This window comes from Sorangium sp. So ce1153, from assembly GCF_051521595.1.
Lineage (GTDB): Bacteria > Myxococcota_A > Polyangia > Polyangiales > Polyangiaceae > Sorangium.
Genome location: NZ_CP150361.1, coordinates 7,169,445 through 7,186,215, shown reverse-complemented (window position 1 = coordinate 7,186,215; position 16,771 = coordinate 7,169,445). Strand labels below are relative to the sequence as shown.

The window sequence follows — 16,771 nt, the reverse complement described above, 5'->3', positions numbered from 1 at the left end:
CTGCTGTGCGACAGGATCGACTACAGCAGGCCGCGGCTCGCGCGCCGTGGCTTGCCGGCGCGGCCCCCCTCGCTGCGAGCTCGCGGTCACTCGGGCGCGGCCCGCCCCGCGGTGTCCACTGCCCTCGGCAAATCGGCTTCTCGCACCGGGGGCGGCTCCTTTCCGGAGAGCGACCGGCCGCTGCCGCCTGCGATGAAGGCGGCCCAGTAATAGGGATGCAGGTGCTGGCGCGCCATGGCGAGCTGCACTTCGCGCAGGGCGTCGCTGCGCCCCTCGCCGGCGGAGAGCCGGCCGTAGTAGGCCTTCATGAGCGCCTGGGTCTCCTCATCGGCGACCTTCCACAGACTGATGATCTGGCTATCGGCCCCGGCGAGCACGAGCGCGCGCCGCAGGCCGTAGACGCCCTCGCCCCGGGAGAGCGCGCCGATGCCCGTGTCGCACGCCGAGAGCACGACGAGCTTGGTGCCCCACAGGTCCAGGCCCGCTACCTCGAGCGCGGTAAGCACGCCGTCCTCGCCGCCGCTGTGTCGCTGGTTGGCCCCTGCCAGCGCGAGACCCGAGCGCAAGAGCGGGTTCTCTGGCAAGGGCGGCAGCGCTCCGGGCTGGAGCAGGATCAGGAACGGCCGGTCCTCGCGGGGCGCGAGCGGTGCCGCGGGTGCCTGCGCCAGGAAGAAGCCGTGGGTGGCCAGGTGCACGATGGCGGGGCCGGCGAGCGCCTTGACGGCGGCCTCGGTGGCATCCTTGTCGAGCAGCAGGCGTGCATCTGGCAAGAGGTCCTTGACGGCGCGCGCCTCTGGCTCGGTCCACCGGAGTGGGCCGAAGCGCATGGCGCCCATGGCGTCCGAGCGGCGCCCCGAGGCCGCACCGGCCGGCGCGCCGCCGCCCTCGTCGTCGTAGGCTGGGTTCCCGAGGACGAGCGGCGACGAGCGCGGGCTCTCGGTCCGGGTGACTTCGAGGCGCAGCAGGTCGCGGCCGCTGGTGAGGTAGGTGAAGCGATAGCGCGCGAGCAGGAACTGCCCGCGCTCGTCGACCAGCGCCGCGAAGGGCACCAGGTTGAGCGCTCCGTCCGGTGACAGGTACACCTCGCGCGCCTCGCCAAGGAGTTGCCTGACCGGCTGCATGACCTTCTCGTCGAGCGCGCGCGCCGCGTCGGCGTAGCGCGGATCGGTGGCGCTCAGCAACGCGCGCGCTCGAGCGACGAGCGCATCGATGGGCGCGGCCGGGCCGAGCTCCACCCAGCTTGGATCACTGGTCCGGTGCAGCACATAGGCGACGTAGTGCGGGTCGCCATACCAGCGGTTGGACTTCGCGCGTGGATCAAAGGGCTGAAACAGCGCGATCTCGACGAGCGCGGCGCCCGGATCGAGCGTAGCTTGTACGGCCTCGAGGGTGACGGCCCGGCGCTCCGCGGCCAGCGCCTTATACCGTGCCGCCAGGTCCCGCTCGAACTCCTCGGTGTCGGCGCGCAGCCTGGCGAGCGCGCCCTTGTGATGGTTCAGGTCTTCTCCGGGCGCAGGCCCGCGCAGCGTGCGCGTCGCCAGCTCGCCCGCGAGGCTCGCCAGGTGGGTCAGCTTCGCCTGGTCCTCTGGCCGGCCGCGTGCACGGAGCTGCGCGAGCATGTCAGCCATCGAATCGAGGACGCGGCCCTTGCGCTGGAGCAGGACGGCGAGCGCGAGCCGGGCGGCGTCTGCGCGGTCGGGCAGCGCGCGGACGTGGAGAGAAACGGTCGTGTCGGTCTCGCTTTGCACCGTCCACGCGAAGGCGTGTCTTTGCCGCTCGCTGCTTGCGGCGAGGACAGCGGCCAGGACCCGCTCGTGGATCGCAGCCGCCCGCTGCATGAGCGGAAGTGCCCGCGTGGGCGCCGCGCTCGCCCAATGCAAGCCGGCCAGGTTATTGAAGGCGATGGCCACGCTGGGATGCTCAGGCCCGAGCGCCTTCTCCCAGAGGGCGAGAGCGCGGCGGAAGGGCGGCTCTGCCGCCGCGTAGTCGCCTTTGGCCCAGAGCAACCCGGCCAGGTTGTTGAGGGGGGCGGCCACGCTGGGATGCTCGGCCCCGAGCGCATTCTCCCGGATGACCAGAACGCGACGGTAGAGCGGCTCTGCCGCCGCGTAGTCCCCTTTCGTATGGAGTAACCCGGCCAGGTTATTGAGGCTCGTGGCCACTTCGGGATGCTCAGGCCCGAGCGCCTTCTCCCAAAGGGCCAGGGCCCGGCGGTAGAGCGGTTCGGCCGCCGCGTGGTCGCCTTTGGTCTGGAGCAACAAAGCCAGGTTGTCGAGGCTGTTGGCCACGCTGGGATGCTCGGGGCCGAGCGCCTCCTCCACGATGGCCAGAGCGCGACGGTAGAGCGGCTCGGCCGCCGCGTAGTCGCCTTTCGCCGCGAGTAGCCCGGCCAGGTTGTTGAGGCTTGCGGCCACTTCGGGATGCCCGGCGCCGAGCGCCTTCTCCACGATGGCCAGAGCGCGACGGTAGAGCGGCTCAGCCGCTGCGTAATCGCCTTTCGCCTCGAGCAACCCGGCCAGGCTGTTGAGGCTGATGGCCACGTGGGGATGCTCGGTGCCGAGCGCCTTCTCCCGGATACCCAGGGCACGGCGCAGGAGCGGCTCGGCCGCTGCATAATCGCCTTTCGCCTCGAGCAGCCCGGCCAGGTTGATAAGGCTCGTGGCCACGTGGGGATGCTCTGGGCCAAGCGCCTTCTCCACGATGGCGAGAGCGCGGCGGTAGAGCGGCTCAGCCGCTGTGTAGTCGCCTTTTACCTCGAGCAACTGGGCCAGGTTGTTGAGGCTCTGAGCCACGTCGGGATGGTCTGGCCCGAGGGCCTTCTCCCGGATGGCCAGAGCGCGACGGTGGAGCGGCTCGGCCGCGGCGTACTCGCCTTTCGCGTAGAGCAACCCGGCCAGGTTGTTGAGGCTCGTAGCCACGTGGGGATGCTCGGGCCCGAGGGCCTTCTCCCGGATGGCCAGAGCGCGACGGTGGAGCGGCTCGGCCGCCGCGTAGTCGCCCTTTGCCTTGAACAACAAGGCCAGGTTGCTGAGGGCGATAGCCACGCTGGGATGCTCGGGGCCGAGCGCCCTCTCCCAGATGGCCATAGCGCGGCGGTAGAGCGGCTCAGCCGCCGCGTAGTCGCCTTTCGTCTGGAGCAGCCAGGCCAGGTTGTTGAGGCTCTGGGCCACGTGGGGATGCTCGGATCCGAGTGCCCTTTCTCGCAGCCCGAGCGCCCTCCGCGCCAGGGGTATGGCCTCGTCGTATCGGCCGGCCTGCTCAAGCTCGACGACGCGGCGATTCAGCTGCTCTGCCTCTTCGAGCGGTCCCTGCGCCGCCCCGGCCGCTTCCTGCTTCGGCATCTGCGCCCGCCCCTCGACTTGCGGATGCGCGGCCACGATCTGCGCCGCGATCCGTGTTGCGCGTGCCCTCGAACGCCCCTTCATCTCACTGCTCCTTGTCCTTCAGATTCGTGCCGGGCGAGGCCTGGCAGCGCGGCTCGCGCGCCACGGGCGCGCGGTCACTCGGGCGCGGCCCTCCCCACGATGTCCACTGCCCTCGGCACGTCGACTTCTCGTACGGCGGGCGGCTCCTTTCCGGCAAGCGACAGCCCGCTGCCGCCTACGATGAAGGCGGCCCAGTAATAGGGATGCAGGTGCTGGCGCGCCATGGCGAGCTGCACTTCGCGCAGGGCGTCGCTGCGCCCCTCGCCGGCGGAGAGCCGGCCGTAGTAGGCCTTCATGAGCGCCTGGGTCTCCTCATCGGCGACCTTCCACAGACTGATGATCTGGCTGTCGGCTCCGGCGAGCACGAGCGCGCGCCGCAGGCCGTAGACGCCCTCGCCCCGGGAGAGCGCGCCGATGCCCGTGTCGCACGCCGAGAGCACGACGAGCTTGGTCCCCCACAGGTCGAGGCCCGCGACCTCGAGCGCGGTAAGCACGCCGTCCTCGCCGCCGCTGTGTCGCTGGTTGGCCCCTGCCAGCGCGAGACCCGAGCGCAAGAGCGGGTTCTCTGGCAAGGGCGGCAGCGCTCCGGGCTGGAGCAGGATCAGGAACGGCCGGTCCTCGCGGGGCGCGAGCGGTGCCGCGGGTGCCTGCGCCAGGAAGAAGCCGTGGGTGGCCAGGTGCACGATGGCGGGGCCGGCGAGCGCCTTGACGGCGGCCTCGGTGGCATCCTTGTCGAGCAGCAGGCGTGCATCTGGCAAGAGGTCCTTGACGGCGCGCGCCTCTGGCTCGGTCCACCGGAGTGGGCCGAAGCGCATGGCGCCCATGGCGTCCGAGCGGCGTCCCGAGGCCGCACCGGCCGGCGCGGCGCCGGCCTCGTCGTAGGCGGGGTTGCCGATGACCAGCGGCGACGAGCGGGGGCTCTCGGTCTGGGTGACTTCGAGGCGGAGCAGGTCCCGTCCGCTGGTGAGGTAGGTGAAGCGATAACGCGCGAGCAGGAACTGCCCGCGCTCGTCGACAAGTGCGGCGAACGGCACGAGGTTGAGCGCTCCGTCCGGCGACAGGTACACCTCGCGCGCGTCGCCGAGGAGCTGCCTGACCGGCAGCATGACCTTCTCGTCGAGCGCGCGCGCCGCTTCGGCGTGGCGCGGATCGGTGGCGCTCAGCAACGCGCGTCCAGCAGCGACGAGCGCGTCGATGGGGGCGGCGGGGCCCAGCTCCACCCAGCTCGGCTCGCCGGTTCGGTGCAGCACATAGGCGACGTAGTGCGGGTCGCCAACCCGGCGGTCGGGCTTGGCGTGCAGATCAAAAGGCTGAAACAGCGCGACCTCGACGAGCGCGGAGCCCGGACCGAGCGCGGCTTGCACGGCCTCGACGGTGACGGCCCGGCGCTCCGCGGCCAGCGCTTTGTACCGTGCCGCCAGGTCCTGCTCGAGCACCTCGATATCCGCCAGCAGCTCGGCGAGCGTGTCGCTGTGATGGCTCACGTCTTCGCCGGGCGCAGGCCCGCGCAGCGTACGCGTGGCCAGCTCGCCCCTGAGGCTCGCGAGCTCGTCCAGCTTCGCCTGGTCCTCCTGTCGGCCGCGCGCATGGAGCTGCGCGAGCATGTCGGTCATGGCGTCGAGGACGCGGCCCTTGCGCTGGAGCAGGACGGTAAGCGCGAGCCGGGCGGCGTCGGCGTCGTCGGGCAGCGCCCGGACGTGAAGAGAAACGGTCGCGTCGGTCTCGTCTTGCACCGTCCACGCGAATGCGTGCTTTTGCCGCTCGTTGCTGGTGGCAAGGACTGACATCAGGATTCGCTCGTGAATCGCAACAGCCCGCTGCATCAGCGAGAGCGCGCGCGTGGGCGCTTCGCTCGCCCAGAGCAACCTGGCCAGGTTGTTTAGGCTCCGAGCCACGTTGGGATGCTGAGGCCCGAGTGCCTTCTCCAGGACTGCCAACGCGCGACGCAAGAGCGGCTCGGTCGCCGCGTATTCGCCTTTCTCCACGAGCAAGCCGGCAAGGTTGTTGAGGCTTTGGGCCACGTCGGGATGCTCAGGTCCGAGCACCTTCTCCCGGATAGTCAGAGCGCGACGGTAGAGCGGCTCGGCCGCCGCGTCGTCGCCTTTCGCATGGAGCAATGTACCTAGATTGTTGAGGCTCTGGGCCACGTCGGGATGCTGAGGCCCGAGCGCCTTCTCCCGGATGGCCAGAGCGCGACGGTAGAGCGGCTCGGCCGCCGCGTAGTCGCCTTTCACATGGAGCGACGAGGCCAGGTTGTTCAGGCTGGTGGCCACGTCGGGATGCTGAGGCCCGAGCGCCTTCTCCACGATGGCCAGAGCGCGACGGAAGAGAAGTTCGGCCAATGCGTAGTCGCCTTTCTCCTGGAGCAACGAGGCCAGATTGTTGACACTCTGCGCCACGTCGGAATGCTCGGGACCGAGCGTTTTCACCCGGATGGCCAGAGCGCGACGCAAGAGCGGCTCGGCCGCGGCATAGTCACCTTTCGCCCAGAGCAACCCGGCCAGATTGTTGAGGCTGGCGGCCACGTCGGGATGCTCAGGCCCAAGCGCCTTCTCCCGCCTGGCCAGAGCGCGACGGTAGAGCGGCTCGGCCGCCGCGTCGTCGCCTCGCGCATGGAGCAACAAGGCCAGGTTGTTGAGGCTGGTGATCACGTTGGGATGCTCAGGCCCGAGCGCCTTCTCCAGGATGGCCAGAGCTCGGCGGAAGAGCGGCTCGGCCGCCGCGTAGTCGCTTTTCGCATGGAGCAACAAGGCCAGGTTGTTGAGGGAGGTGGCCACGTCGGGATGCTCAGGCCCGAGCGCTTGCTCTCGGATGGCCAGCGAGCGACGGTAGAGCGGCTCGGCCGCCGCGTAGTCGCCTTTTGCCTCGAGCAACCCTGCCAGGTTGCTGAGGGAGGTGGCCACGTCGGGATGCCCAGGCCCGAGCGCTTGCTCCAGGATGGCCAGAGCGCGACGGAAGAGCGGCTCGGCCGCCGCGTGGTCGCCTTTCGCAAGGAGCAACAAGGCCAGGTTGCTGAGGCTGGCGGCCACGTCGGGGTGGTCAGGCCTGAGCGTCTTCTCCCGGATGGCCAGAGCGCGACGGAAGAGCGGCTCGGCCGCCGCGTGGTCGCCTTTCGCCAGGAGCAACAAGGCCAGGTTGTTGAGGGTGGTGGCCACATCGGGGTGATCTGGCCCGAGCGCCTTCTCCAGGATGGCGAGAGCGCGACGGAAGAGCGGCTCGGCCGCCGCGTAGTCGCCTCTCGCAAGGAGCAACCCGGCGAGGTTGTTGAGGCTGGCGGCCACGTCGGGGTAGTCAGGCCCGAGCGTCTTCTCCCGGATGGCGAGAGCGCGACGAAAGAGCGGCTCGGCCGTCGCGTGGTCGCCTTTCGCCTGGAGCAACAAGGCCAGGTTGTTGAGGGTGGTGGCCACACCGGGGTGATCTGGCCCGAGCGCTTTCTCCAGGATGGCGAGAGCGCGACGGAAGAGCGGCTCGGCCGTCGCGTGGTCGCCTTTCGCCAGGAGCAACAAGGCCAGGTTGTTGAGGCTCTGGGCGACGTCGGGATGCTCAGGCCCGAGCGCTTCTTCACGCAGTTCGAGCGCGCTCCGGGCGAGCGGGATGGCTTCGTCGTATCGGCCGGCCTGCTGAAGCTCGACGACGCGGGCATTCAGCCGCTCTGCCTCTTCGAGCGGCCCTTTCGCCGCCGCGTCCGTGTCCTGTTTCGGCGTCTCCGCTGGCGCCTCGACCCGCATACGTTCAGCCCCGATCGGCGCCGCGAAGCTCGTTGCACGTGCTCTCGAAAACCACCTCATCTCGCCGCTCCTGACCCCTCAGCTTCAGCTGGGCGATCGCCGTCACGCCGGCAAACAGCGCAACCCGGTGACAGTTCAGGTGTCGATACTCGGAGCGCTCGTCTGAAAACGCGTCATCGTGCTCCGGCGCCAACTGCCCGACGAAGCACCCCTCGCCGATGCCGAAGTTTTCTCGTGCGCACCGCACACTGGTAATCGTGCGTGCACTCGCTGGGACGTCAAGTGGACACCGCTCCCTCGTTCGGGGTCGCCGTGCGCGCCGACGCGAGCCGCGGCTCCCTGGTGTGCTTGTACCACCCCCGCGGCGCGGGGGGCGATCTCCTCGATCGCGCGTCGGTTGGATGAAGCTGAAGATGCCGCAACTGGCTCCCCCAGCCTGAAAACCGGCGCGAGACGATTCGTGTTCGCTTCCTCCGCCCAGCTTGACGTTCGCGCGCTGTTCTTTATCGATCCGTCATGGATTGTCCGCGCGTGCGCGCGTGCGCCGAACTTTGAGGAGGGAAAGGAATATGGCAACGCCGGGCGCATGACGATCTGGGGAGTTACTGGAGGGGTAGGCCTCGCGGCCGCTATCATCTGGAGGAGCACGATGGACGGCCAACCGGACGACGAACACGACGAGGCGGAGACGAGCAGCGCTGAGGACACGGGCTCGACCTTCCGGGCGCTGCTCATCGGCATCGACTTCTATTTCCCGAACCGGATCGAGAGCGGCGCCACCTACGCGAGCTTGAGCGGCTGTGTGAACGACGTCGGCCTCGTCGAGGCGGCGCTGCGCGCCCACGTCACCGGACCGCTCGACATAACGAAGCTCGTCGCGTACGACAGCGGGGCTGGCCAGCCCGGTGGGCCGAGCTCCGACTGGCCTACGTACGCCAACATGAAGGCGGCGTTCGACGCGCTGATCACCCGGGCGCAGCCAGGCGACCAGGTGTACATCCACTACTCCGGCCACGGCGGCCGCATCCCCACGATGTTCGGAGATCTGAAGGGGTCCGGCAGACACGACGAGACGCTGGTGCCCATGGACATCGGCAAGGCCTCGCCATACCTGAGCGATGTCGATCTCGTGTATTACCTGGACGCGCTCACGAGGAAGAGCCAGGCGATCGTGACGGTGGTGCTCGACAGCTGCCATTCGGGCGGCGCGACGCGCGGGATCGACGTCGCGCCGCGGTGCGCGACAGGCGCCCGCGAGGGGGTCGATCCGACGCTCGACACGACGGAGCGGCCGGCGGGGGGCGTTGCTCCCCCTGAGGAACTGCGCGCCGCGTGGAAGCGGCTCGTGGTGACCGGCGCCGCGCCGGGAGGGACCGTCGGCACGACCTGGCTCCCCGAGTCCAACGACTACGTGCTCCTTGCGGCGTGCCGCGACGACCAGTCTGCGCTGGAGGCCAGCGTCGACGGTGCCCAGCGGGGCGGCGTGATGACGGCAGCCTTCCTGAACGCGCTGACGCGGCTCGGCAAGGACCAGAGCTGGAAGACGCTCTACGAGCGCGTGTTCACGCTGGTGCATAGCCAGCACCCGACGCAGACACCCCAGTTCCTCGGCAAGGGCGAGCGCCAGGTGCTCGGCGTCGCGCTCCGGCCCGTCGCATACGAGGTGAGGATCATCGGAATCGATGAAACGAGCCGGAGGGTGAGGCTCAGCGCCGGCCGCGTGACGGGGATGAAGATGGGCAGCAAATTCGGCCTCTATCTTCCCGGGACGACGGACTTCACGCAGGACAAGAGGCGTGTGGGCGGCGCCACCGTCGACGAGGTGACAGGCACGGAGAGCTGGGCGAAGCTGGACGAGGGCACCCCGGTCGAGGCGGTCGAGCCGGGCGCCCCGGCGCTCCTCGAGGACGTGGGATCGGTCGCGCTGAAGCGCGCCGTCAACCTCTTCCACCGGGATGACCTGCCGCCCGGGATCGATCAGGAGCGGGCATTTGCCGCCCTGCGGGCAGCAATCGAGACGAGAGGGCGCGGCTTTCTCGTGCTCCACACGAGCGGGACGCCGCACTACCAGGTCGCCATCGACGACCGCGGTCAATACGAGATCTGGGATCCGAGCGGAAAGCCGATGCCCAACGTGCCAGCGGTGAGCGTCGTCGCGCCGAAGGCCGCCGAGCTCGTGGTCGATCGGCTGATACACATCTTCCGGTACAAGACGATCGAGGAGATTTACGACCCGTTCTCGGGGCTCAAGGACGCGCTTCGCGTCGAGCTCCGCGCTCCCCCGCCAGGGTGGTCGCCGGGCGATTGGATCGAAGGGGGGACGGTGATAGAGCCGAAAGGCGGCAGATATGTCGTGAAGCCCGGCTCCTACTCGTTCGTCCGTGTCGTGAACGAGAGCGATCGTCGAGTCAACATCGTGGCCATCGACCTCGAAGATGATTGGAGCATCGGCCCCGTCATGCCTCCTGACCCGTCGCGCGAGTACTACACCACCGTCGAGGCCCATCAACACGCCTGGTTCGCGCTCGGGGCCGTCCTGCGCGCCGGGCGGGCCTCGGCCAAGAATATCATCAAGATACTGGTGACCGTCGACGACTCCGATTTCTGGTGGCTCCTGCACCCGCCGATCGATCGGCCCATCACCCGGTCGGAGAGGAGGAGAGCCAGCGCTGCGCGAGACACGCTCTTTCGGCTGCGCGAGGCGCTCGACGCCGACAAGAACGAGGAGAGCAGGATGCGCGTCGTGTCCCAGCCGGGGTTCGACTGGACCGTGCAGCAGATCATCGTCGACACAGAGTAGCCTCGACGATTCGATCAGGTCCCCACGGTGTCCGCTGCGCTCGGCAGATCGGCTTCTCGCACGGCGGGCGGCTCCTTTCCGGAGAGCGAGCGTCCGCTGCCGCCTGCGATGAAGGCGGCCCAGTAATAGGGGTGCGAGCCCTCGCGAGCCATGGCGATCTGCACTTCGCGCAGCGCATCGCTGCGCCCGTCGCCGGCCGAGAGCCGAGCGTAGTAGGCCATCATGAGCTCCTGTGTCTCCTTATCGGCGACCTTCCACAGACTCATGATCTGACTGTCGGCCCCGGCGAGCACGAGCGCGCGCCGCAGGCCGTAGACGCCCTCGCCCCGGGAGAGCGCGCCGAGCCCCGTGTCGCACGCCGACAGCACGACGAGCTTGGTCCCCCACAGGTCCAGGCCCGCGACCTCGAGAGCGGTCAGCACGCCGTCCTCGTTGCCGCTGTGTCGCAGGTTGGCGCCTGCGAGCGCCAGGCCCGAGCGCAGCAGCGGGTTCTCTGGCAAGGGCGGCAGCACTCCGGGTTGCAGCAGGGTCAGGAACGGCCGGACCTCGGGGGGCCGGGGGTGCTGCGCTTTGGTCTTCCCGGACCAACGATGTCGATCGGTTGCAGACCGGAGTGCAGCAGCGCCGCGGGACGCGCGCGGTGCCGCGCCTGCCCCGGCCAGGAAGAAGCCGTGCGTGGCCAGGTGCACGATGGAGGGGCCCGCCAGTGCCTTGACCGCGGCCTCGGTGGCGTCCTTGTCGAGCAGCAGGCGTGCGTCGGGCAAGAGCTCCTTCACCGCGCGCGCCTCTGGCTCGGTCCACCGAAGTGGGCCGAACTTCATTGCGCCCATGGCGTCCGAGCGACGCCCCGAGGTCTCACCGGCCGGCGCGGCGCCGCCCTCGTCGTCGTAGGCGGGGTCGCCGATGACCAGCGGCGACGAGCGCGGGCTCTCGGTCTGGGTGCCTTCGAGGCGGAGCAGGTCTCGGCCGCTGGTCAGGTAGGTGAAGCGATAACGCGCGAGCAGGAACTGCCCGCGCTCGTCGACCAGCGCCGCGAAGGGAAGGAGGTTGAGCTCTCCATCTGGCGACAGGTACACCTCTCGCGCCTTGCCCAGGAGCTGCCTTACCGGCTGCATGAGCTTCTCGTCGAGCTTGCGCGCCACCTCGACGTAGCGTGGATCGGCCGCGCTCAGCGCCGCGCGCGCTCGATCGACCAGCGCATCGATAGGCGCGGTGGGGCCCAGCTCCACCCAGCGTGGATCGCCGGTCCGGTGCAGCACATAGGCAACGTAGTGCGGGTCGCCATCCCAGCGGCCGGGCTTCGCTCGCGTATCGAAAGACTGAAACAGCGCAATCTCAACGAGCGCTGCGCCCGGACGGAGCGCGGCTTGCACGGCCTCGAGGGTGACAGCGCGTCGCTCTGCGGCCAGGGCCTTGTACCGTGCCGCCAGGTCCTGCTCGAGCACCTCGGTGTCCACCCGCAGCTTGGTGAGCGCGTCGCTGTGATGACTCACGTCCTCGCCGGGCGCGGGTCCGCGCAGCGTGCGCGTCGCCAGCTCGCTCGCGAGCCTTGTCAGCTCGGCCAGCTTCGCCTGGTCCTCGGGCCGGCCGCGCGCGCGGAGCTGCGCGAGCATGTCGGTCATGGCGTCGAGGACGCGGCCCTTGCGCTGCAATAGGACGGTGAGCGCGAGCCGGGCGGCGTCGGCGCGGTCGGGCAGGGCGCGGACGTGAAGGGAGACGGTCGCGTCGGTCTCGTCTTCCACCGTCCGCACGAACGCGTGCTTTTGCCGCTCGCTGCTGCCGGCGAGAACGGAGGTCAGGACCCTCTCGCGGATCTCAGTGGCGCGCTGCATCAACGGAAGCGCCCGCGTGGGTGCTCCGCTCGCCCAATGCAAATCGGCCAGGTTGTTGAGGCTCTCGGCCACGTCGGGATGCTCGGGGCCGAGCGCCTTCTCCCGGATGGCCAGAGCGCGACGGTAGAGGGGCTCGGCCGCCGCGTAGTCGCCTTCCTCGTAGAGCAACGCGGCCAGGTTGTTGAGGCTCTCGGCCACGTCGGGATGCTCGGGCCCGAGCGCCTTCTCCCGGATGGCCAGAGCGCGACGGTAGAGGGGCTCGGCCGCCGCGTAGTCGCCTTCCTCGTAGAGCAACGCGGCCAGGTTGTTGAGGCTGGTGGCCACGTCGGGATGCTCGGGCCCGAGCGCCTTCTCCCGGATGGCCAGAGCGCGACGGTAGAGGGGCTCGGCCGCCGTGTAGTCGCCTTTCGCGTAGAGCAACGCGGCCAGGCTGTTGAGGCTGGTAGCCACGTCGGGATGCTCGGGTCCGAGCGCCTTCTCCCGGATGGCCAGAGCGCGACGGTAGAGGGGCTCGGCCGCCGCGTAGTCGCCTTTCGTCCAGAGCAACCCGGCGAGGTTGTCGAGGCTCTCGGCCACGTCGGGATGCTCGGGCCCGAGCGCCTTCTCCCGGATGGCCAGAGCGCGACGGAAGAGGGGCTCGGCCGCCGTGTAGTCGCCTTTCGCCCAGAGCAACACGGCCAGGCTGTTGAGGCTGGTGGCCACGTCGGGATGCTCGGGCCCGAGCGCCTTCTCCAAGATGGCCAGAGCGCGACGGTAGAGCGGCTCGGCCGCCGCGTAGTCGCCTTTCTCGTCGAGCAACCCGGCGAGGTTGTCGAGGCTCTCGGCCACGTCGGGATGCTCGGGCCCGAGCGCCTTCTCCCGGATGGCCAGAGCGCGCCGGTAGAGCGGCTCGGCCGCCGCGTAGTCGCCTCGCACCTGGAGCAACCCGGCGAGGTTGTTGAGGCTCTCGGCCACGTCGGGATGCTCGGGCCCGAGCGCCTTCTCCCGGATGGCCAGAGCGCGCCGGTAGAGCGGCTCGGCCGCCGCGTAGTCGCCTCGCACCTGGAGCAACCCGGCGAGGTTGTTGAGGCTCTCGGCCACGTCGGGATGCTCGGGCCCGAGCGCCTTCTCCCGGATGGCCAGAGCGCGCCGGTAGAGCGGCTCGGCCGCGGTGTAGTCGCCTCGCACCTGGAGCAACCCGGCGAGGTTGTTGAGGCTCTCGGCCACGTCGGGATGCTCGGGCCCGAGCGCCTTCTCCAAGATGGCCAGAGCGCGCCGGTAGAGCGGCTCGGCCGCCGCGTAGTCGCCTTTCGCCCAGAGCAACGCGGCCAGGCTGTCGAGGCTGGTGGCCACGTCGGGATGCTCAGGCCCGAGGGCCTGCTCTCGGAGCTCGAGCGCCCGCCGTGCGAGGGGGAGGGCCTCGTCGTATCGGCCGGCCCGCTCGAGCTCGACGATGCGGGCACTCAGCCGCGCTGCCTCTTCGAGCGGCCCGTTCGGCGCCGTGGCTGCGTCCAGATTCGGCATCTCCGCCGGCGCGTCGACCGGCGGACGCTCGGCACCGACCGCCACCGTGAACCGTGTTGCTCGTGCCTTCGAGAACCGTTTCATCTCACCGCTCCTCATCCCTCAGCGTCGAGCCGGGCGAGCGCCGCCGCGTCGGCGAGCAGTGCAATCCGGGCGCAACCGTCCTCACCACGGGCTCGCGTCGACTCGGGCGCGGGCCTCCCCACGGTGTCCACTGCCCTCGGCACGTCGGCCTCTCGCACGGGGGGCGGCTCCTTTCCGGAGAGCGAGCGGCCGCTGCCGCCCACGATGAAGGCGGCCCAGTAGTAGGGATGCAGGTGCTGGCGCGCCATGGCGAGCTGCACTTCGCGCAGGGCGTCGCTGCGCCCCTCGCCGGCGGAGAGCCGACCGTAGTAGGCCTTCATGAGCGCCTGGGTCTCCTGGTCGGCGACCTTCCACAGACTCATGATCTGGCTGTCGGCCCCGGCGAGCACGAGGGCGCGCCGCAGGCCGTAGACGCCCTCGCCCCGGGAGAGCGTTCCGATGCCCGTGTCGCACGCCGAGAGCACGACGAGCTTGGTCCCCCACAGGTCGAGCCCCGCGACCTCAAGCGCGGTGAGCACGCCGTCGTCGCCGCCGCTGCGTCGCTGGTTTGCGCCTGCGAGCGCCAGACCCGAGCGCAAGAGCGGGTTCTCGGGCAAGGGCGGCAGCGCGCCGGGCTGGAGGAGGATCAGGAAAGGGCGGGCCTCGCGGGGCGCGAGCGGAGCCGCGGGGCCCTGCGCCAGGAAGAAGCCGTGGGTGGCCAGGTGCACGATGGCGGGGCCGGCGAGCGCCTTGACGGCGGCCTCGGTGGCGTCCGCTTCGAGCAGCAGACGTGCGTCTGGCAAGACCTCCTTGACCGCACGCGCCTCTGGCTCGGTCCACCGGAGTGCGCCGAAGCGCAGGGCACCCATGGCACCCGAGCGGCGCCCCGACGTCGCACCGGCCCGTGCGGCGCCGGCCTCGTCGTAGGCTGGGTTGCCGAGGACCAGCGGAGACGAGCGCGGGCTCTCGGTCCGGGTGACCTCAAGGCGGAGGAGGTCGCGGCCGCTGGTGAGATAGGTGAAGCGATAACGCGCGAGCAGGAACTGCCCGCGCTCGTCGACGAGCGCCGCGAAGGGCACGAGGTTGAGCGCTCCGTCGGGCGACAGGTACACCTCGCGCGCGTCGCCGAGGAGCTGCCTCACCGGCTGCATGACCTTCTCGTCGAGCGCGCGCGCCGCCTCGGCGTAGCGCGGATCAGCCGCGCTCAACGACGCGCGTGCCTGAGCGACGAGCGCATCGATGGGCGCGGCGGGGCCCAGCTCCACCCAACGTGGCTCGCCGCTCCGGTGCAGCACATAGGCGACGTAGCGCGGATCGCCGAAGCTGCGGCCGGGCTTCGGGCGCGGATCGAAAGACCGAAACAGCGCCATCTCGACGAGCGCGGCGCCCGGACCGAGCGCGGCTTGGACGGTCTCGAGGGTGACGGCGCGGCGCTCCGCGGCAAGCGCCGTGTACTGTGCCGCCAGGTCTCGCTCGAGCGCCTCGATGTCCGCGCGCAGCCTGGAGAGCGCGTCGCCGTGATGGCTCACGTTCTCGCCAGGCGCAGGCCCGCGCAGCGCGCGCGTCGCCAGCTCGCCCCAGAGGCGTGCGAGCTGGTCCAGCTTCGCCTGGTCCTCCGGCCGGCCGCGGGCACGGAGCTGCGCCAGCATGTCGGTCATGGCGTCGAGGACGCGGCCCTTGCGCTGCAGCAGGACGGTGAGCGCGAGCCGGGCGGCGTCGGCGTGGGTCGGCAGCGCTCGGACGTGAAGAGAAACAACCATGTCGGTCTCGCCTTCCACCGTCCACGCGAGCGCGTGCTTTTGCTGCTCGCTGCCGGCGGCAAGGACAGCGGCCAGGACCTGCTCGTGAATCGCCGCCGCCCGGTGCATCAGCGGAAGCGCCCGCGCGGGCGCCGCGCTCGCCCAGTACAACGCGGCCAGGCTGTCGAGGGTGGTGGCCGCGCCGGGATGCTCGGCCCCGAGCGCCTTCTCCGCGATGCCCAGAGCGCGGAGGTAGAGCGGCTCGGCCGCCGCGATATCGCCTTCCGCCTGGAGCAGCGCGGCCAGGTTGTTCAGGGTGACGACCAGATGGGGGTGGTCTGGCCCGAGCGCCTTTTCCCGGACGGCCAGCGCACGACGGAGAAGCGGCTCCGCTGCCGCGAGATCGCCCTTCTCCCAGAGCAACAAGGCCAGGTTGTTGAGGGCGGCGGCCACGTCGGGATGGTCTGGCCCGAGCGCTCTCTCCTGGATTGCCAGAGCGCGACGGTAAAGCGGCTCGGCCTCCGCGTCTCCGCCCCTCAGATCGAGCAACCTGGCCAGGTTGTTGAGGGCGGCGGCCACGTCGGGATGGTCTGGCCCGAGCGCCTTTTCCCGGATGTCCAGCGCGCGGCGGTAGAGCGGCTCGGCCGCCGCGTAGTCGCCTTTCGCCCGGAGCAGCCCGGCCAGGTTGTTGAGGGGGGTGGCCGTGTCGGGGTGGTCTGGTCCGAGCGCCTTTTCCCGGATGTCCAGCGCGCGGCGGTAGAGCGGCTCGGCCGCCGCGTAGTCACCTTTCGCCTCGAGCAACGATGCAAGGTTATTGAGGCTCTGCGCCACGTTGGGATGGTCTGGTCCGAGCGCCTTTTCCCGGATGTCCAGCGCGCGACGGTAGAGCGGCTCGGCCGCCGCGTAGTCGCCTTTCGCCTGGAGCAACGAGGCCAGGTTGCTGAGGCCATTGGCGACCTGGGGATGGTCTGGCCCGAGGGCCTTCTCCCGGATGTCCAGCGCGCGACGGTAGAGCGGCTCGGCCGCCGTGTAGTCGCCTTTCGCGTAGAGCAGCGCGGCCAGGTTGTTGAGGGTGGTGGCCACGTCGGGATGGTCTGGCCCGAGGGCCTTCTCCCGGATGGCCAGAGCGCGACGGTAGAGCGGCTCGGCCGCCGCGTAGCCGCCTTTCGCGTAGAGCAGCGCGGCCAGGTTGTTGAGGCTCTGGGCCACGTCGAGATGGTCTGGCCCGAGGGCCTTCTCCCGGATGGCCAGAGCGCGACGGAGGAGCGGCTCGGCCGCCGCGTAGCCGCCTTTCGCCCAGAGCAGCGCGGCCAGGCTGTTGAGGCTCTGGGCCACGTCGGGATGGTCGGGTCCGAGCACCGCTTCTCGCAGCTCGAGCGCCCTCTGTGCGAGGGAGATGGCCTCGTCGTATCGGCCGGCCTTCTTGAGCTCAGCGACGCGGCCATTCAGCCGAATTACCTCTTCCAGCGGCCCCTTCGGCGCCGCGGCCGCGTCCGGCTTCGGCGCTTGCGCGGGCGCCTCGACCCGTGGATGCGCGTCCACGACCGGCGCTGGAAGTCGTGTCGCACGTGCCCTCGAGAACCGCTTCATCTCACCGCTCCTCATCCCTCAGCTTCCGGCCGGGCGAGCGCCGTCGCCTCGGCGAACAGCGCAGCCCGAGCGCGGCCCCGCTCGCCAGGGG

Annotated in this window: 6 protein-coding genes; 1 reads left to right on the top strand and 5 read right to left on the bottom strand. The window is 70.3% G+C overall.

Annotated features, from left to right (window positions below; translation table 11 throughout):
* Positions 1–86: 86 nt before the first annotated feature.
* The 3 genes from WME85_RS25815 to WME85_RS25805 all read right to left on the bottom strand — a co-directional run bounded on the left by WME85_RS25815 (position 87) and on the right by WME85_RS25805 (position 7,400).
* Positions 87–3,425 carry a tetratricopeptide repeat protein gene (locus tag WME85_RS25815; RefSeq protein ID WP_437841994.1) on the bottom strand — a complete coding sequence of 1,113 codons (3,339 nt, stop codon included), beginning with the start codon at positions 3,423–3,425 and terminating at the stop codon, positions 87–89.
* A 74-nt stretch (positions 3,426–3,499) separates the two neighbouring features.
* On the bottom strand, positions 3,500–7,153 hold the full coding sequence (locus WME85_RS25810) for a tetratricopeptide repeat protein (RefSeq protein ID WP_437841993.1): 3,654 nt from the start codon (positions 7,151–7,153) through the stop codon (positions 3,500–3,502).
* Positions 7,154–7,157: 4 nt separating this feature from the next.
* The gene (locus WME85_RS25805; RefSeq protein ID WP_437841992.1) at positions 7,158–7,400 is read right to left on the bottom strand and encodes a hypothetical protein; all 243 of its coding nucleotides are present in this window, start codon (positions 7,398–7,400) and stop codon (positions 7,158–7,160) included.
* Between the two features lie 402 nt (positions 7,401–7,802).
* On the opposite strand from WME85_RS25805, the gene WME85_RS25800 reads away from it, so the two are divergent.
* Positions 7,803–9,953 carry a caspase family protein gene (locus WME85_RS25800; RefSeq protein ID WP_437841991.1) on the top strand — a complete coding sequence of 717 codons (2,151 nt, stop codon included), beginning with the start codon at positions 7,803–7,805 and terminating at the stop codon, positions 9,951–9,953.
* Between the two features lie 14 nt (positions 9,954–9,967).
* Here WME85_RS25800 and WME85_RS25795 read toward each other — a convergent pair whose 3' ends face one another.
* Positions 9,968–13,372 (bottom strand): tetratricopeptide repeat protein, encoded by a 3,405-nt coding sequence (locus WME85_RS25795; RefSeq protein WP_437841990.1) that lies wholly within the window; start codon positions 13,370–13,372, stop codon positions 9,968–9,970.
* 11 nt (positions 13,373–13,383) lie between these two features.
* Positions 13,384–16,680, bottom strand: coding sequence for a tetratricopeptide repeat protein (locus WME85_RS25790; RefSeq protein ID WP_437841989.1), 3,297 nt, complete (start codon positions 16,678–16,680; stop codon positions 13,384–13,386).
* Positions 16,681–16,771: the final 91 nt, after the last annotated feature.